13 protein-coding genes and 1 pseudogene are annotated in these 17,469 nt (G+C 66.8%); 12 read left to right on the top strand and 2 right to left on the bottom strand.

Annotation, left to right across the window (positions count from 1 at the left end):
- Positions 1–11 precede the first annotated feature (11 nt).
- The 5 genes from ACM6JT_RS16735 (at position 12) to ACM6JT_RS16715 (ending at position 5,707) form a co-directional block, all read left to right on the top strand.
- Entirely contained in the window at positions 12–203 is a 192-nt protein-coding gene (locus tag ACM6JT_RS16735) for a DUF2065 domain-containing protein (protein WP_006478685.1), read from the top strand.
- 101 nt (positions 204–304) lie between these two features.
- Entirely contained in the window at positions 305–1,453 is a 1,149-nt protein-coding gene (locus ACM6JT_RS16730) for an ATP phosphoribosyltransferase regulatory subunit (protein WP_034181290.1), read from the top strand.
- A 113-nt stretch (positions 1,454–1,566) separates the two neighbouring features.
- Entirely contained in the window at positions 1,567–2,913 is a 1,347-nt protein-coding gene (locus ACM6JT_RS16725; protein ID WP_034181291.1) for an adenylosuccinate synthase, read from the top strand.
- 6 nt (positions 2,914–2,919) lie between these two features.
- Positions 2,920–3,516, top strand: coding sequence for a phosphoribosyltransferase (locus ACM6JT_RS16720; protein ID WP_034181292.1), 597 nt, complete (start codon positions 2,920–2,922; stop codon positions 3,514–3,516).
- Between the two features lie 274 nt (positions 3,517–3,790).
- The gene (locus tag ACM6JT_RS16715; RefSeq protein WP_034181293.1) at positions 3,791–5,707 is read left to right on the top strand and encodes a potassium transporter Kup; all 1,917 of its coding nucleotides are present in this window, start codon (positions 3,791–3,793) and stop codon (positions 5,705–5,707) included.
- A gap of 266 nt (positions 5,708–5,973) precedes the next feature.
- Here the strand turns inward: ACM6JT_RS16715 and ACM6JT_RS16710 are convergent, their stop codons facing one another.
- The gene (locus tag ACM6JT_RS16710; RefSeq protein WP_034181294.1) at positions 5,974–8,298 is read right to left on the bottom strand and encodes a Tex family protein; all 2,325 of its coding nucleotides are present in this window, start codon (positions 8,296–8,298) and stop codon (positions 5,974–5,976) included.
- 159 nt (positions 8,299–8,457) lie between these two features.
- On the opposite strand from ACM6JT_RS16710, the gene ACM6JT_RS16705 reads away from it, so the two are divergent.
- From ACM6JT_RS16705 to ACM6JT_RS16695, 3 genes are all read left to right on the top strand, one after another.
- Positions 8,458–9,210 carry a hypothetical protein gene (locus tag ACM6JT_RS16705; protein WP_034181295.1) on the top strand — a complete coding sequence of 251 codons (753 nt, stop codon included), beginning with the start codon at positions 8,458–8,460 and terminating at the stop codon, positions 9,208–9,210.
- Positions 9,211–9,286: 76 nt separating this feature from the next.
- Positions 9,287–9,502, top strand: a complete 216-nt coding sequence (locus ACM6JT_RS16700; protein ID WP_034181296.1) for a YdcH family protein — start codon at positions 9,287–9,289, stop codon at positions 9,500–9,502.
- 55 nt (positions 9,503–9,557) lie between these two features.
- Entirely contained in the window at positions 9,558–11,807 is a 2,250-nt protein-coding gene (locus ACM6JT_RS16695; protein WP_034181297.1) for an ATP-dependent DNA helicase, read from the top strand.
- Between the two features lie 121 nt (positions 11,808–11,928).
- On the opposite strand, the gene ACM6JT_RS16690 is transcribed toward ACM6JT_RS16695, so the two are convergent.
- Entirely contained in the window at positions 11,929–12,753 is an 825-nt protein-coding gene (locus tag ACM6JT_RS16690; RefSeq protein ID WP_021163132.1) for an outer membrane protein assembly factor BamD, read from the bottom strand.
- Between the two features lie 41 nt (positions 12,754–12,794).
- On the opposite strand from ACM6JT_RS16690, the gene ACM6JT_RS16685 reads away from it, so the two are divergent.
- The 4 genes and pseudogenes from ACM6JT_RS16685 to ACM6JT_RS16670 form a co-directional block, all read left to right on the top strand.
- A complete protein-coding gene (locus ACM6JT_RS16685) occupies positions 12,795–14,003 on the top strand; it encodes an RluA family pseudouridine synthase (protein ID WP_034181298.1) in 1,209 nt (402 codons plus the stop codon).
- 6 nt (positions 14,004–14,009) lie between these two features.
- Entirely contained in the window at positions 14,010–14,849 is an 840-nt protein-coding gene (pgeF, locus tag ACM6JT_RS16680; RefSeq protein ID WP_414856884.1) for a peptidoglycan editing factor PgeF, read from the top strand.
- 359 nt (positions 14,850–15,208) lie between these two features.
- On the top strand, positions 15,209–17,074 hold the full coding sequence (gene phaC / locus ACM6JT_RS16675) for a class I poly(R)-hydroxyalkanoic acid synthase (protein ID WP_105392268.1): 1,866 nt from the start codon (positions 15,209–15,211) through the stop codon (positions 17,072–17,074).
- A gap of 99 nt (positions 17,075–17,173) precedes the next feature.
- Positions 17,174–17,469 (top strand): annotated as a pseudogene (locus tag ACM6JT_RS16670) (acetyl-CoA C-acetyltransferase); the annotation flags it as partial.

Raw genomic sequence — 17,469 nt, 5'->3', positions numbered from 1 at the left:
CCGTCGCTCGCATGGACCTGGCTGGCTCGTTGTTGCTCGCAGTAGCGCTGATGCTGATCATCGAGGGAGCGTTTCCCTTCGTGTTTCCCGTCGCCTGGCGCGACACGTTTCGTAGAATAGCTGAGCGGCCGCCGCATCATATCCGGATCGGCGGGCTGATCGTGATGGTGCTCGGGCTCGTACTGCTGCTGCTCGCCACTTGATCCGGACGGCGCGTCCGCCGTTCGTCCCGCCCGATTCCGAATTTTCGATTCATATTGCGGCGCGCGTGTCGCGCGCTGTTTCCCGTCGTAGGACCGTACCGATGTCGACCTGGTTACTTCCCGAGAATATCGCCGACGTACTGCCGTCGGAAGCGCGCAAGATCGAGGAGCTGCGCCGCAGGCTGCTCGACCGTTTCCGTTCGTACGGCTACGAAATGGTGATGCCGCCGCTGCTCGAGTATCTCGAGTCGCTGCTGACGAGCGGCGGCGCCGATCTGCGCCTGCGCACCTTCAAGCTGGTCGACCAGCTGTCGGGTCGCACGCTCGGCCTGCGCGCGGACATCACGCCGCAGGTCGCGCGGATCGACGCGCACCTGTTGAACCGTCAGGGCGTGACGCGCCTCTGCTATGCGGGCCACGTGATGCATACGCGTCCGCGCGGCCTGCACGCGACGCGCGAGCAGATCCAGATCGGTGCCGAAATCTACGGGCATGCCGGGCTGGAAGCCGATCTCGAGATCCAGCAACTGATGCTCGACGCACTGCATCTCGCGGGCCTGTCGCGCATCCGTCTCGACCTCGGCCATGCGGGCGTGCTCGCGGCGCTGCTGGCGCGCGATGCACAGGCCGCCGAGCGCGGCGAGTCGCTGTACGACGCGCTGTCGGGCAAGGACGTGCCGCTGCTGAACGAACTCACCGACGATCTCGGTGCCGATACGCGCGCAGCGCTGCGCGCGCTGCCGAGCCTTTACGGCGACGCGAGCGTGCTCGCCGAGGCGCGTGCACGGCTGCCGGTGCTGCCCGAAATCACGCGGGCGCTCGACGATCTGGCGCAGCTCGCCGCGCAGGCGAAGGGCGCCGAAGTGGCGATCGATCTCGCCGACCTGCGCGGCTACGCGTACCACAGCGGCGCGATGTTCAGCGCGTACATCGACGGCGTGCCGAACGCGATCGCACGCGGCGGCCGCTACGACCACGTGGGTCAGGCATATGGCCGTGCCCGTCCGGCCACGGGCTTCTCGCTCGACCTGCGCGAGCTCGCGCGGATTTCGCCGGTCGAGGCGCGCGGCACCGCGATTCTCGCGCCGTGGGCGCAGGACGACGCGCTGGGCGCGGCCGTCGCGGCGCTGCGCGATGCGGGCGAGGTCGTGATCCAGGCACTGCCGGGCCACGACCACGTGCTCGACGAGTTCGCATGCGACCGTTCGCTCGTCGAGCGCAACGGCGCATGGGTGGTCGAACCCCGATAAACAGGCGTTCGCGGGCCGTGCTTCGGCGTGCATATCGTTGAAGCGAAACGGAAAAATTCGGAAACGCCCGCGAACATAGGTAGAATACGTTTTTAACCAGCTAACGAATCAACATGTCTGCCAGCGCAGTGAACGTGACTCCCGGGCGCAATGTCGTCGTTGTGGGAACTCAATGGGGTGATGAAGGCAAGGGCAAGATCGTCGACTGGCTGACGGACCACGCTCAGGGCGTCGTGCGTTTCCAGGGCGGTCACAACGCCGGCCACACCCTCATCATCGGCGGCAAGAAAACGATCTTGCGCCTCATTCCGTCGGGCATCATGCGTGAAGGCGTCGCCTGCTACATCGGCAACGGCGTCGTCCTGTCCCCCGAAGCACTGTTCAAGGAAATCGGCGAGCTCGAAGAAGCCGGCGTGAACGTGCGCGACCGTCTGTTCATTTCCGAAGCCGCGACGCTGATCCTGCCGTACCACATCGCGATCGACCAGGCGCGCGAAGCGCGCAAGGGCGCGGGCAAGATCGGCACGACGGGCCGCGGCATCGGCCCCGCGTACGAAGACAAGGTCGGCCGCCGCGCGCTGCGCGTGCAGGACCTGTTCGACGCGAAGACCTTCGCCGACCGCCTGCGCGAAAACCTCGATTTCCACAACTTCGTGCTGACCCAGTACCTGGGTGGCGCGGCCGTCGACTTCCAGGCCACGCTCGACACGATGCTCGGCTATGCCGACCGCCTGAAGCCGATGGTGGCCGACGTGTCGCGCCGCCTGTACGACGCGAACAACGCGGGCCAGAACCTGCTGTTCGAAGGCGCGCAAGGCACGCTGCTCGACATCGATCATGGCACCTATCCGTTCGTCACGTCGAGCAACTGCGTCGCGGGTGCGGCGTCGGCCGGCGCGGGCGTCGGTCCGCAGAAGCTCAACTACATCCTCGGCATCACGAAGGCGTATTGCACGCGCGTCGGTTCGGGCCCGTTCCCGAGCGAACTGTACGATGCGGACAACCCGCAGCGTCAGGACCAGGTCGGCGTCACGCTCGCGAACGTCGGCAAGGAATTCGGTTCCGTCACCGGCCGTCCGCGCCGCACGGGCTGGCTCGATGCGGCCGCGCTGCGCCGCTCGATCCAGATCAACGGCGTGTCGGGCCTGTGCATGACGAAGCTCGACGTGCTCGACGGCCTCGACGAAGTCAAGCTGTGCGTCGGCTACAAGATCGACGGCAAGGATGTGGACATCCTGCCGCGCGGCGCGGCCGATGTGGCCCGTTGCGAGCCCGTGTACGAAACGTTCTCCGGCTGGAAGGAAAGCACGGTCGGCATCAAGACGTGGGAAGCACTGCCGGCGAACGCGCAGGCCTACCTGAGCCGCGTCCAGGAAGTGGCTGGCGTGCCGGTCGACATGGTGTCGACGGGCCCGGACCGCGACGAAACGATCCTGCTCCGCCATCCGTTCAAGGTGTAACCCCAGATGACGCAGCAAATCACGATGACGGCGGCAGACTTGATGACCGATCCGCGCAACGATGACAAGAACCTGTGGGTAGGCTGGGACGAATATCATCGTCTGATCGAGCTGCTCGCGCTCGAGGTGCATGCATCGGGCTGGAAGTTCGACCAGATCCTGTGTCTCGCGCGCGGCGGCCTGCGCGTCGGCGATCAACTGTCGCGCATCTACGACGTGCCGCTCGCGATCCTCGCGACGAGTTCGTACCGGGAAGCGGCCGGCACCGAGCAGGGCGACCTCGACATCGCGCAGTACATCACGATGACGCGCGGCAACCTCGCGGGCAACGTGCTGCTGGTCGACGATCTCGTCGATTCGGGCGTCACGCTCGCGCGCGTGCAGGAGCACCTGAAGGAGCGTTATCCGGCCGTGACGGCCGTGCGTTCGGCCGTGCTCTGGTACAAGGGTTGCTCGAAGGTCAAGCCCGACTATCACACGCAATATCTGCCGACGAATCCGTGGATTCATCAGCCGTTCGAAGAATGGGACACGGTTCGCCCGCACAACCTCGAGGCATGGATCAAGCGCGGTCGCGCGCAGCGCGACGGTTCGGGCGCGTAAGCGGCCGGCCGATCGAAGGAAAGCCTTGTACGGCGCCGCTTGCGGCGCCGTTTTTCGTTGCGGCACCGTTTGTGCGGCGCGGTGTGCGCTGCGTATCCGGTAGGCAGACGGCGCCGCCCCGGCTATGATGGCAGCCCTGCCACAGCTCGCGCCGGATTGCATGCGCAGCGTGGATCACGTGGTTTCACGGCAACAGAGCAGGGCGGCGTTTCACGGGGGCGCGAGTAGAATAGCGCTCGTTTTGTCCGACCCGGACCCGATTATTACGCTTCATATGAACGACACGATCCACGCGACCGACGCAGCACACGCGCCGCACTCGACGCAACAACACTCGATGCGGGCGCTAGCGATAGCAGCCATCGGCGTCGTGTTCGGCGACATCGGCACCAGCCCGCTGTATTCGCTCAAGGAGGCGTTCAGCCCCGCGCACGGCATTCCGCTGACCGAAAGCTCGATTCTCGGTGTGATCTCGCTGCTGTTCTGGGCGATCATCCTGGTGGTCGGCGTCAAGTACCTGCTGTTCGTGATGCGGGCAGACAACAACGGCGAAGGCGGCGTGCTCGCGCTGATGGCGCTGTCGCTGCGGCCGCTCGACTCGAAAACCCGCGTCGCGGGTGCGCTGATGGCGCTCGGGATATTCGGCGCATGCATGTTCTACGGGGACGCGGTGATCACGCCGGCGATCTCGGTGATGTCGGCCGTCGAAGGTCTCGAAATCGCGACGCCGCACCTGTCGCACCTCGTGCTGCCGATCACGATCGTGATCCTGATCGCGCTGTTCTGGATCCAGCGCCACGGCACCGCGTTGGTCGGCAAGCTGTTCGGTCCGATCATGGTGCTGTGGTTCGTCGTGATCGCGGCGCTCGGCGTGTACCACATCGTGCGCGTGCCGGGCATCATCGCGGCAATCAATCCGTACTACGCAGCGTCGTTCATGGCCGATCACCTGCTGCAGGCCTACGTCGTGCTCGGCTCGGTCGTGCTGGTGCTGACCGGTGCGGAAGCGCTCTACGCGGACATGGGTCACTTCGGCGCGAAGCCGATTCGCCTCGCTGCATACGGGCTCGTGATGCCGTCGCTCGTGCTGAACTACTTTGGCCAGGGCGCGCTGCTGATCCAGAACCCGAAGGCGATCGAGAACCCGTTCTTCCTGCTGGCGCCCGAATGGGGGCTGCTGCCGCTCGTCGTGCTGTCGACGGTTGCGACCGTGATCGCGTCGCAGGCCGTGATCTCGGGTGCATATTCGCTGACGTCGCAGGCGATCCAGCTCGGCTACGTGCCGCGCATGAAGGTGCTGCATACGTCGGAACTCGCGATCGGCCAGATCTACGTGCCGGTCGTGAACTGGCTGCTGCTGTTCGTGATCCTCTGCATCGTGGTCGGCTTCAAGAGCTCCGACAACCTCGCGGCCGCGTACGGCATTGCGGTGACGGCGACGATGGTGATCACAACCGTGCTCGCATGCGTCGTGATGGTGAAGGTGTGGAACTGGAACCGGTTGCTGGTCGGCGCGATCATCGCGGTGTTCCTCGCGATCGACCTCGGCTTTTTCGGCGCGAACCTGCTGAAGGTCGCGCAGGGCGGCTGGCTGCCGCTCGGCATCGGCGCGTTGCTGTTCTTCCTGCTGATGACCTGGTACAAGGGGCGCCACATCGTCAAGGAGCGCACGGCGGCCGACGGCATTCCGCTCGAGCCGTTCCTGCAGGGGCTGCTCGCGCATCCGCCGCATCGCGTGTCGGGCACCGCGATCTACCTGACCGGCAACGACAAGCTCGTGCCAGTCAGCCTGCTGCACAACCTGAAGCACAACAAGGTGCTGCACGAGCGCACCATTTTCCTGACGTTCGTCACGCGCGATTTTCCTTACGTGCGCGACGACAAGCGCCTGAGCTCGCGCGATGCGGGCGGCGGGCTGTACATCGTCAAGGCCGAGTACGGTTTCAACGAGACGCCGGACGTGAAGGCCGTGCTCGAGGAATTCGGCCGCGCGCACGACATGACGTTCGAGCTGATGGATACGTCGTTCTTCCTCGCGCGCGAAACGGTCGTGCCGACGCATCTGCCCGGTATGTCGATCTGGCGCGAGCGCGTGTTCGCGTGGATGCATCAGAACGCCGCGAAGCCGACCGACTTCTTCTCGATTCCGGCGAATCGCGTCGTCGAGCTCGGCACGAAGATCGAGATCTGAGCGGGCGCGGCGCGCGGGCTTCCTGGCCGCGCGCCGCGTCTGTCGACCGCCGAGGCCTGCCGCGATCGTTCGCATCGCGCCGGCTGCAAACGCAAAGCAAACGCAGCCGCCTCGCGCTGCGTGTTCCGCACAAGCCAAACCATCCAGTCAGATAGCCGAATGCGTGCGCGCAGGCGCCAGCGAGCGTCGAGTCGTGTGCGTTCGCGGCAGCAATAAAAAAGCCCGCCTTGCGGCGGGCTTTGCGTGCGTCGACGGCTTTCGCGTGCTCAGCGCTTCAGCTTCGCGAATGCCGCGGCCATCGCGCCGGCCGGTTCCGGCTCGCGCGAACGCGGCGGGCGGGCGGCACCGCGCCCCGCGTTGCCGCGATCCTGGCTGCCGCGCGACGACATGCCGGGTGCTGCCGCATCGTCGTCGAGGCGCATCGTCAGCGCAATGCGCTGGCGCTTCACGTCGACGTCGATCACCTTCACCTTGACGACCTGGCCGGCCTTCACGACTTCGTGCGGGTCCTTGATGAACTTCGTCGACATCGCGGACACGTGGACGAGGCCGTCCTGATGGACGCCGATATCCACGAACGCGCCGAACGCGGCGACGTTCGTCACGACGCCTTCGAGCGTCATGCCCGGCACGAGATCCGATACCTTCTCGACGCCTTCGCGGAACGTCGCCGTCTTGAATTCCGGGCGCGGATCGCGGCCCGGCTTCTCCAGTTCGGACAGGATGTCGCGCACGGTCGGCAAGCCGAAACGTTCGTCGACAAATTCCGCAGGGGACAGGCCCGACAGCGCCTCGCGGTTGCCGAGCACGTCGTCGATGCGCTTGCTGATCTTCGCGAGCATCCGCTCGACGACAGGATAGGCTTCCGGGTGCACCGACGAGCGGTCGAGCGGATTTTCGCCGCCGTTGATGCGCAGGAAGCCGGCGGCCTGCTCGAACGTCTTGTCGCCGAGGCGCGGCACCTTGCGCAGGTGCTCGCGCGACGGGAACGGGCCGTTCGCATCGCGGTAGTCGACGATGTTGCGCGCGAGCGTCGCGTTCAGGCCCGACACGCGTGCGAGCAGCGGGGCCGATGCCGTGTTCGCGTCGACGCCGACCGCGTTCACGCAATCCTCGACGACCGCGTCGAGCGAGCGGGCGAGTTCGCGCTGGTTCACGTCGTGCTGGTACTGGCCGACGCCGATCGCCTTCGGCTCGATCTTCACGAGCTCGGCGAGCGGGTCCTGCAGGCGGCGCGCGATCGACACGGCGCCGCGCAGCGACACGTCGAGCTCCGGGAATTCCTTCGCCGCGAGCTCGGACGCCGAGTAGACCGACGCGCCGGCTTCCGACACGACGATCTTCTGCAGGCGCAGCTCGGGGTGTTTCGCGATCAGTTCGCTCGCGAGCTTGTCGGTTTCGCGCGACGCGGTGCCGTTGCCGATGCTGATCAGTTCGGCCTGCGTCTGCGCGGCGATGCGCGCGAGTTTCGCGATCGAGCCGTCCCAGTCGCGGCGCGGCTCGTGCGGGTAGATCGTGTCGGTCGCGAGTACCTTGCCGGTGCGGTCGACGACCGCGACCTTCACGCCGGTGCGCAGGCCGGGGTCGAGACCGATCACGGCCTTCGGGCCGGCCGGTGCCGCGAGCAGCAGGTCGTTCAGGTTGCGCGCGAACACGCGGATCGCTTCGGTTTCGGCGGTTTCGCGCAGTTGCGTGAGCAGTTCGTTCTCGATATGCGGCTGCACCTTCACGCGCCAGCACCAGCGGCATACGTCGGACAGCCATTTGTCGGCCGGGCGGTTCTGGTTCGCGATACCGAAATGGCGCGCGATCATCGCCTCGCCGGGATGCGGCACCTGCGCGTCGAGCTCTTCGCCGAGGCCGAGCTTGACCGTCAGCACGCCCGCGTTGCGGCCGCGGAACAGTGCGAGTGCGCGGTGCGACGGCACGGTCTTGATCGTTTCCGCGTAGTCGTAATAGTCGCGGAATTTCTCGCCTTCCTCGTTTTCCTTGCCCTCGACGACAGCCGACGACACGACGCCCTGGTTGTGCAGGTAGTCGCGCAGCTTGCCGAGCAGCTCGGCCGTCTCGCCGAACTGTTCGGACAGGATGTCGCGTGCGCCGTCGAGCGCGGCCTTCACGTCGGCGACGCCCTTGTCGGCGTCGACATACGCGGCCGCCTCGGCCTGCGGGTCGAGCAGCGGGTTCGCGAGCAGCGCCTGCGCGAGCGGCTCGAGGCCGGCTTCGCGGGCGATCTGCGCGCGCGTACGGCGCTTCGGCTTGTACGGCAGATAGAGGTCTTCGAGCACCTGCTTGCTGTCGGCCGCGTCGATCGCGGCACGCAGTTCGTCGGTCAGCTTGCCCTGTTCGTCGATGCTCGACAGGATCGCCGCGCGGCGATCCTCGAGTTCGCGCAGATACAGGAGGCGTTCCTCGAGCTGGCGCAGCTGCGTGTCGTCCAGGTTGCCGGTCACTTCCTTGCGGTACCGGGCAATGAACGGAACGGTCGAGCCTTCGTCGAGGAGTTGCACGGCCGCCGCGACCTGGCGCGGCTGGACGGACAGTTCGGTGGCGATGCGCTGTACGATCTTGAGTGCTACGGTTTCCGTCATGTCGTGGATGATCTGCCTGCTGAAATCGCGGCGCGGGCCGGCAGGCCCGGAGCGGCAGGCTGCACGGCGGCCCGACGGGCCAGATGCCGCGGGTGGGTGAAGCGGGGCATTTTGCCATAAATGGCGGAGCGCCCAGCCGGGGGTGATAGAATTTGACACATGTCCCGCAGCTTTCCTACGACGTTGCCAACTTCCCGCATTTCTCTCGCCGCGCTCGGCGCAGCGCTCGCCGCGGCTTTGTCTGCCGGGCCTTCCGGTGCGTTCGCGCAGGCTTCCGACGCAACCGCGCCGGAAGCCGTCGCAGCCGCACCCGCTACGGCCACAGCCGCACCGGATTTCGACGCCCGTCAAAAAGTGCTCAATCAGCGCTCCGCGGAAAACGATTATCGTTATGCGGTGGCCGAGCACGATTGCTACAGCAAGTTCTTCGTCAATCACTGTCTCGGCAAGGCTCGCGACCAGATGCGCGACGAGCGGGCGAGCATCCGCCAGGAGCAGCTTGCGCTGAACGACGAGCAGCGCGCGGTGCGCGCGCAGCAGCGCGACCAGCAACAGGCGCTGAAGCAGGCGCAGAATGCGGCGGAAGCGCCGCAGCGCGCGGCGAACGACGCGGCGAACGCGGCTGCGTTCCGCGACAAGCAGGAGCAGAATGCGCTGAAGCAGGCACAGCGCGGCGCGGAAGGGCCGCAGCGCGCGGCGAGCAAGCAGGCATACGACCAGAAGCAGGCCGACTTCCAGCGCAAGCTCGACCAGGCGCACCAGCAGGCGGCGCAGAAGGCGCAGGAGCGGGCGGACAACGCTGTGCGCTACGAGCAGAAGCAGAAGGAAGCCGCGCAGCACAAGGCCGATGTCGAGCGGCGTCAGCAGGAAGCGGCCGAGAAGGCCAAGCAGCAGCAACAGCAGGGGCAGTAACGTGTTGGATTGATCGGGATCAGTCTCGTGCGCGTTGGCACGCCAGCCGGCGCGCTGCTTCGATGAGGAGGCAAACATGCAAAACCGTCTCACGGAACAGCAGCAGGAATTGCACAACCGTTTGGCTGCATTGCAGGAGCAGCACCAGCAGCTCGCTCGGGAGATCGAGCTGAAGGAAGGACACTCCGACATCGACGACATCACGCTGCACCGGCTGAAGAAGGAAAAGCTGGCAGCCAAGGACAAAATCATTTTGCTGCAATCGCAGCTGGAACCGGATAAGCGCGCCTGAGCGCGGCCTGGCAAGCGCCGGCGCCGCTCGGGCGCTGGACACAGGAACGCTTGCCTTGAATTCACCGCTTGAAGCCACCCCCGATGCCCGGCGAGACGCGTCGTCCGCCGGGCGCGTTCGTGCGCCCGAAGGCACCTTCGAGCTGAGCCGCAAGCGCGTCGACGAACTCGACACGATCTTCGGCGAAGGCGGGTTGCTGGCGCGCGCGCTCGACGGCTATCGGCCGCGTACGTCGCAGATCGAGATGGCGCGTGCGGTTGCGTCCGCGATGGAAGCGTCCGCGCGCCGGATGCCCGAACCCGAGATCTTCGAAACCCGCAAGCGGCCGGCGCGCCGCCTCGGCGACGGCGACAAGACGGCCGGGCCGGCGGCGGACGATGCCGCGGCCGCCGAGTCCGACAGCGACGCAGGCGACAACACGCTGATCGTCGAGGCCGGTACGGGTACCGGCAAGACCTACGCGTATCTCGTGCCCGCGATGCTGTGGGGCGGCAAGGTGATCGTGTCGACCGGCACGAAGCACCTGCAGGACCAGTTGTTCCAGCGCGACATCCCGACCGTGCGCAACGCGCTCGCGGTGCCGGTGACGGTCGCGATGCTCAAGGGTCGCGCAAACTACTTGTGCCACTACTACCTGCAACGCACGGCCGACAACGGCCGCCTGCCGTCGCGGCAGGACACGGCCTACCTGCAGGAAATCGTCCGCTTCGCGAAGCTCACGAAGAGCGGCGACAAGGCCGAACTCGCGAGCGTGCCGGAAACGGCACCCGTGTGGTCGATGGTCACGTCGACGCGCGACAACTGCCTCGGCCAGGAGTGCCCGCACTACAAGGAGTGCTTCGTGATGCAGGCACGGCGCGAGGCACAGCAGGCCGACGTCGTCGTCGTCAACCACCACCTGTTCTTCGCGGACATCATGCTGCGCGACACGGGGATGGCCGAACTGCTGCCGAACGCGAACACGATCATCTTCGACGAAGCGCACCAGTTGCCGGAGACGGCGACGCTGTTCTTCGGCGAGACGCTGTCGACGACGCAGATCCTCGAGCTCGCGCGCGACACGGTGGCCGAAGGCCTGAGCCATGCGCGCGACGCGGTCGAGTGGGTGAAGCTCGGCGGCGATCTCGAACGGGCGGCGCGCGACTTGCGCCTCGCGTTCGCGAACGACCAGATCGTCCGCATGTCGCTCGCCCAGCTCGGCGACGATCATCCGATGTTCGGCGCGCTCGACGCGCTCGAGGCGGCGCTCGATGCGCTCGCGTCGGCGCTCGCGAGCCAGGCCGAACGGGCGGAGTCGCTCGGTGCATGCCTGCGGCGCGCACGCGAATTGCAGGACCTGCTGGCCGGCTGGGTCGCGCCCGGCGCGGCGGAGGCGGCCGCGAAGGCCGATGCGGCAGCGGCCGGCGACAAGGTGGCGTCCGACGGCGATCCGAACGAGAAGGTGCGCTGGGTCGAGGTGTTCGCGCATACCGTCCAGTTGCACGAAACGCCGCTGTCGGTTGCGCCGATCTTTGCGAAGCAGCGCGCGGGCGTGCCGCGTGCATGGGTGTTCACGTCGGCCACGTTGTCGGTGCGCGGCGATTTCACGCACTACGCGGCGCAGATGGGCCTCAGCTCGCGTCGTTCGATGACGCTCGCGAGCCCGTTCGACTACCAGTCGCAGGGGCTGCTGTACGTGCCTCGCAACCTGCCGCAGCCGTCTTCGCCCGCATTTACCGATGCCGTCTTCGATGCCGCGCTGCCGGCGATCGAGGCGTCCGGCGGCGGCGTGTTCATGCTGTGCACGACGTTGCGCGCGGTCGACCGGATCGCGTCGAAGCTGCGCGACGTGATCGAATCGCGCGGCTGGAATACGCCGCTGCTCGTGCAGGGCGATGCGAGCCGCACCGAGCTGCTCGATCGCTTCCGCGCGTATGGCAACGCGATCCTGGTCGGCAGCCAGAGTTTCTGGGAAGGCGTCGACGTGCGCGGCGACGCGCTGTCGCTCGTCGTGATCGACAAGCTGCCGTTCGCACCGCCCGACGATCCGGTGCTGGCCGCGCGGCTCGACGCGCTGACGAAGAAGGGCTTGAGCCCGTTCGCCGTGCACCAGTTGCCGCAGGCCGTGATTACGCTGAAGCAGGGCGCGGGCCGGCTGATTCGTGCGGAGACGGATCGCGGCGTGCTGATGATCTGCGACACGCGGCTCGTCGACAAGCCTTACGGGCGCCGGATCTGGCAGAGCTTGCCGCCGTTCAAGCGGACCCGCGAGATCGCGGTCGTCCAGGACTTCTTCGACGAGCACCGCTCGGAAAAACGCATGTGACGGCGCGCGCGGCGACCGCCGCGCGACCGCGCCTGTGCCGCCGCAATGCGGCGCCAACAAAAAACCCGGCTCGATGGCCGGGTTTTTTGTTCGTGCAACTGGCGTTGCGTCGCGCAGCGCTTTAGAACTGCCACCACGACTTCTTCGCACCGGGGCGCGAATGGCCGGTCACATACGGGCTGTCGGGGAACGTGCCCGCGAGCACGCGCTTCGTGTCCTCGGCGAGTTGCGGCTGGTTCAGCTTGCCGTACGACAGGATCATGATGTGCAGCGCGTCCTCGATCGCCGGCGCGCCCTTGTAGTCCTTGATCGCGAGCTGCGCGCGGTTGATGGCCGCGACATACGCGCCACGACGGTAGTAGTAGTCGGCCGCGTGCACTTCGTGCGACGCGAGCGCGTTGACGATGTAGCGCATCCGTGCAGCCGCGTCGGGCGCGTACTTGCTCTTCGGGAAGCGGTCGACGACGACCTTGAACGCATCGTACGATTCGCGCAGCGCCTGCGGATCGCGTTCGCTCATGTCCTGGCCGGAGAAGCGGCCGAACAGGCCCAGATCGTCGTTGAAGTGGATCATCCCCTTCAGGTAGTACGCGTACGGGATATCCGGATGATCGGGGTGGAGCTGGATGAAGCGGTCGACGGCCTGGTCGGCGGCTGCCGCTTCGTTATCCTTCCAGTTGCAGTATGCAACGTTGATCTGCGCCTGTTGCGCGAAATGGCCGAACGGATCGCGACCTTGCAGCGATTCGAAATATTTCGCGCACTTGCCCCAGTCGCCGCCGGACAGTGCGTCCTGGGCCTCTGAGTATAATTTGTTGTTCGACCAGGTAGCCGTCTCGTCCTGCTTCTGCGGCAAGCCGTGGCAGCCGGCGATGAGGGCCGCGGCCGCTACCGCCGCAGCCCGGGCGGCGACGGTTCTGGCCGTACGTTTGGTCGAATTCATCATGCTCGCATGTCCTAGCTTCAAGTCTCGGTGACCCAGTCTAAATGACCCGTTCAAGTTCGCAGAATGCCCAGCCGGGCACACCAAATCGCGAAGATTATAGCCCAAGCGGTCGGCCCGCCGACGCTGCCTCGGGGGATTCCCTCGATGACGATCTGACCGGCGACGTATTGCAACCGCCCGTGGCGCCGTCCGCGGCGGGTGATGACGCGCCGCGCGTCGTCGAAGTGCCGCTGTCGCTCGCGGGCGAACGCCTCGACAAGGCGCTCGCCCAGCTGTTCCCCGAATTCTCCCGCAGCCGCCTGCAGAGCTGGATCGAGGCGCAGCGCGTGCTGCTCGACGGCGCGCCCGCGAAGATCCGTCAGCCGGTGCCGCTCGGCGCGAAGATCGAGCTCGTGCCCGACCTGCTTCCCGAGCAGCTCGCGTTCACGCCGGAACCCGTGCCGCTCGACGTCATCTACGAGGACGACGCGCTCGTCGTCATCAACAAGCCGGCCGGCCTCGTCGTGCACCCGGCGGCCGGCAACTGGAGCGGCACGATCCTGAACGGCCTGCTGCATCGCTACGGCGACGCGGCGGCCGGCCTGCCGCGCGCGGGGATCGTCCACCGGCTCGACAAGGAGACCTCCGGCCTGATGGTGGTGGCACGCACGCTGGCCGCGCAGACGGACCTCGTGCGCCAGCTGCAGGCCCGCACGGTGAAGCGCCGCTATTTCGCGCTCGTGTGGGGCACGATGCCCGAGGAAGGCACGATCGACGCGCCGATCGGCCGCGATCCGCGCGAGCGTACGCGCATGGCTGTCGTCACGGGCGCGTCGGGCAAGCCCGCGCGCACGCATTTCCGCACGGTTGACACATGCGTGTGGCAACGTCAGCCGGTTTCGGCGATCCAGTGCGACCTCGAAACCGGCCGCACGCATCAGATCCGCGTGCACTGCGCGCATGCCGGGCACCCGTTGCTCGGCGATCCCGTCTACGGACGCGCGCGCGGCAAGCGCTCGGTCGCGCCGCTGCCGGACGGGTTCGCGCGACAGGCGCTGCATGCATGGCGGCTCGGCCTCGTGCATCCGGTCACCGGCAAGGCGATGCAGTGGCGCTGCCCGTTGCCGGACGACATGAACGCACTCGTCGCGGCGCTCGGCTTCGGGCAGGGCGACGAGGAATTCGACGACGACGACGGTGTCTACGACGATGACGATTTCGGCGGCGAGTATCACGACGATGAGCCGTACCTGGACGATGAGGAGGAGTGAGTGCCGATGACGAACCTGGCGCCGTTGACGTGGCAGGACTGCGTGCAGCCCGACTGGCAGGTGTCGCCGCGCGTGCGCGCGCTGATCACGACGCGCGACGGCGGCGTGAGCGAAGGCCCGTACGGGCGCTGGCAGGACGGTGCCGCGTTGGCGGGCGGGATGAATCTCGGCCTGCATACCGGTGACGATCCCGTCCATGTCGCCGCGAATCGCGCGCGCTTGCTCGCGCTGGCGGGCCAGTCGAGCGCGGCATGGCTCGAGCAGGTTCACGGCGCGCAGATCGTGCGCGCGGACGAAGTGATCGCGGCGGCGCCCGCGGCTGCGGCGCCGGTGCGGGCCGACGCGAGCGTCACGGACCGGATGGGCGCCGTCTGCGTCGTGATGGTGGCCGACTGCCTGCCCGTGCTGCTGTGCGACGCGCAGGGCCGCGCGGTCGGCGCCGCGCATGCGGGCTGGCGCGGGCTCGCGGCCGGCATCGTCGAGCAGACCGCGGCGCGCGTCGCGGCACTCGCGGGCGGCGCGACGGACACGCTTCATGCGTACCTCGGGCCGGCGATCGGCCCGCAGGCGTTCGAGGTCGGCGCCGACGTGCGCGACGCGTTTCTCGACACGGCCCCGCAGTCGGAGCATGATGAAACCCGTCGTGCGTTCGTCGCGATCGACGGCGCGCCCGGCAAGTTTCTCGCCGATCTCCATGCGCTCGCGCGCCTGCGCCTCGCGCGTGCCGGCGTGGCGCACGTGAGCGGCGGGACCGCCTGTACGGTCACCGAACGCGCGCGCTTCTATTCGTACCGGCGCGACCGCGTGACGGGCCGCATGGCGGCGGCGATCTGGCTGGCCGATTGACGCATGCGCATGCGCGCATGGTTTTGTTGCGTCGCGAAATCGGTTATCTCGATATTTAGACGGCAATGCGGCGTTGCATGCGCAGCCGAATGAAAAATCCCGAAGTCAAGTCGACCAAAATGTTTTATGTTTCGCCGAAACCCTTGTCCCGTCTGTTGCGCACGGATTATCTCTGTGCGGAAATGTTCAGCGGTTTGACATGGCGCTTCACATGGGGAAAACGATAATGATAAAAATACCGCACTGCGGCAGAATCTGGAGACGCCTCTCCAGAGCATGACGGCCCGGCTCGCAGCCGGCACGCCGCGCGCGAGCAGGATTTCACGATAGACGCTCACGAATCACCGGTAAGGCAGGTAATGACAGCATCGAAAAATTCGTCGACGTCCGCTCAGGCGGGCACTTCCACGGGCAGCACCGGCTTCGATCCGGCCGCCCAGCCGATGCAGCAGATGTTCGAATCGTGGTTGAGCGCGTGGCGCGGTTTTGCAGATCCGGCGCGCGCCGCGACTGCGTCGGCCACCGTCAATCCGTTCGCGACATTCCAGTTCCCGACTTCGTTTCCGTTCCAGGTGCCGTCGATGCCCGATCTGGGCAGCATGGCGTCGCCGTTCGCGGGGCTGAAGCTGCCGGTTGCGGCGATTCCGCCCGAACGGCTGCAGACGCTGCAGGCCGACTACGCGCGCGATTGCATGACGCTGATGCAGCAGGCGGCCGCCGCGAAGCTCGAATCGCCCGAACTGAAGGACCGCCGCTTCAGCGGCGATGCATGGAAGGCGTCGCCGGCGCATGCGTTCGCGGCTGCCTGGTATCTGCTCAACGCGCGCTATCTGCAGGAACTGGCCGACGCGCTTCAGACCGATCCGAAGACGCGCGAGCGCATTCGGTTCACGGTCCAGCAATGGACGGCTGCCGCCGCGCCGAGCAACTTCCTCGCACTCAATCCCGACGCGCAGAAATCGATTCTCGAGACGCAGGGCGAAAGCCTGCGGCAGGGGATGATGAACCTGCTCGGCGACCTGCAGCGCGGCAAGATTTCGCAGACCGACGAATCGCAGTTCGTGGTCGGCAAGAACCTCGGGTGTACTGAAGGCGCGGTCGTCTACGAGAACGACCTGATCCAGTTGATCCAGTACACGCCGAAGACGGACAAGGTGTTCGAGCGGCCGCTGCTGATCGTTCCGCCGTGCATCAACAAGTTCTACATCCTCGACCTGCAGCCCGAGAATTCGCTCGTCGCGCACGCGCTGTCGAGCGGCCATCAGGTGTTCCTCGTGTCGTGGCGCAATGCGGATGCATCGGTCGCGCACAAGACGTGGGACGACTACATGAACGAAGGGCTGCTCGCGGCGATCGATGCCGTGCAGCAGGTCAGCGGCCGCGAACAGATCAACACGCTCGGCTTCTGCGTCGGCGGCACGATGCTCGCGACCGCGCTGGCGGTGCTCGCCGCGCGCGGCGAACACCCGGCCGCGTCGATGACGCTGCTCACCGCGATGCTCGACTTCACCGACACGGGCATTCTCGACGTGTTCGTCGACGAGGCGCACGTGCAGATGCGCGAGCAGACCATCGGCGGCAAGAACGGCACGCAACCGGGGCTGATGCGCGGCGTCGAGTTCGCGAACACGTTCTCGTTCCTGAGGCCGAACGACCTCGTGTGGAACTACGTCGTCGACAACTACCTGAAGGGCCGCACGCCCGCGCCGTTCGATCTGCTGTACTGGAACAGCGACTCGACGAGCCTGCCGGGCCCGATGTACGCGTGGTACCTGCGCAATACCTATCTCGAGAACAAGCTGCGCGAGCCGGGCGCGCTGACCGTGTGCGGCGAATCCGTCGACCTGTCGCTGATCGACGTGCCGACCTTCATCTATGGCTCGCGCGAGGATCACATCGTGCCGTGGCAGACGGCTTACGCGTCGACGTCGATCCTGTCGGGCCCGCTGAAGTTCGTGCTCGGCGCGTCGGGTCACATCGCGGGCGTGATCAATCCGCCGGCGAAGAAGAAGCGCAGCTACTGGGTCAACGACAGCGACCTGCCCGAAGCCGCGGACGACTGGTTTGCCGGTGCGGCCGAGCAGCCGGGAAGCTGGTGGACGACCTGGGTCGAGTGGCTCGACCAGTACGGCGGCCGCAAGGTGGCGCCGCCCGCCAAGCCGGGTTCCGCGCAGTTCCCGGTGATTGAGCCGGCGCCGGGACGCTACGTATTGCAGCGCGATTGACGAAAACCGGACAGCGGCGCACGCTGTCCGATGCACCGCAGTTTTTTTAACAGGGCCGGTAACGATGCGCCGTGTCGTGCGGGCCTGGAGGACAGGGAAATGACGGACGTAGTGATCGTATCGGCCGCGCGGACCGCGGTCGGCAAATTCGGCGGCTCGCTTGCGAAGATTGCGGCGCCTGAGCTGGGCGCGACGGTGATCCGCGCGGTGCTGGAGCGCGCGGGCGTGAAGCCCGAGCAGGTCAGCGAAGTGATCATGGGCCAGGTGTTGACGGCCGGCTCGGGGCAGAACCCGGCGCGGCAGTCGCTGATCAAGGCCGGGCTGCCGGCGGCAGTGCCCGGGATGACGATCAACAAGGTGTGCGGCTCGGGCCTGAAGGCCGTGATGCTGGCGGC

Origin of the sequence: Burkholderia sp. IT-111MI5, from assembly GCF_949752865.1 — a bacterium.
GTDB classification, from domain to species: Bacteria; Pseudomonadota; Gammaproteobacteria; order Burkholderiales; family Burkholderiaceae; genus Burkholderia; species Burkholderia pyrrocinia_C.
Note: the sequence above shows the minus strand (reverse complement) of the source record. Positions and strands in the feature narration are given on the sequence as shown.

Coding starts and splice junctions, on each gene's coding strand:
- ACM6JT_RS16705 (WP_034181295.1), top strand. CDS start 8,458: ATGTCCCGCAGCTTTCCTACGACGTTGCCAACTTCCCGCATTTCTCTC.
- pgeF (WP_414856884.1), top strand. CDS start 14,010: ATGACGAACCTGGCGCCGTTGACGTGGCAGGACTGCGTGCAGCCCGAC.
- ACM6JT_RS16685 (WP_034181298.1), top strand. CDS start 12,795: ATGACCCGTTCAAGTTCGCAGAATGCCCAGCCGGGCACACCAAATCGC.
- ACM6JT_RS16690 (WP_021163132.1), bottom strand. CDS start 12,753: ATGATGAATTCGACCAAACGTACGGCCAGAACCGTCGCCGCCCGGGCT.
- ACM6JT_RS16700 (WP_034181296.1), top strand. CDS start 9,287: ATGCAAAACCGTCTCACGGAACAGCAGCAGGAATTGCACAACCGTTTG.
- ACM6JT_RS16730 (WP_034181290.1), top strand. CDS start 305: ATGTCGACCTGGTTACTTCCCGAGAATATCGCCGACGTACTGCCGTCG.
- ACM6JT_RS16725 (WP_034181291.1), top strand. CDS start 1,567: ATGTCTGCCAGCGCAGTGAACGTGACTCCCGGGCGCAATGTCGTCGTT.
- ACM6JT_RS16735 (WP_006478685.1), top strand. CDS start 12: ATGGACCTGGCTGGCTCGTTGTTGCTCGCAGTAGCGCTGATGCTGATC.
- ACM6JT_RS16710 (WP_034181294.1), bottom strand. CDS start 8,298: ATGACGGAAACCGTAGCACTCAAGATCGTACAGCGCATCGCCACCGAA.
- ACM6JT_RS16720 (WP_034181292.1), top strand. CDS start 2,920: ATGACGCAGCAAATCACGATGACGGCGGCAGACTTGATGACCGATCCG.
- phaC (WP_105392268.1), top strand. CDS start 15,209: ATGACAGCATCGAAAAATTCGTCGACGTCCGCTCAGGCGGGCACTTCC.
- ACM6JT_RS16715 (WP_034181293.1), top strand. CDS start 3,791: ATGAACGACACGATCCACGCGACCGACGCAGCACACGCGCCGCACTCG.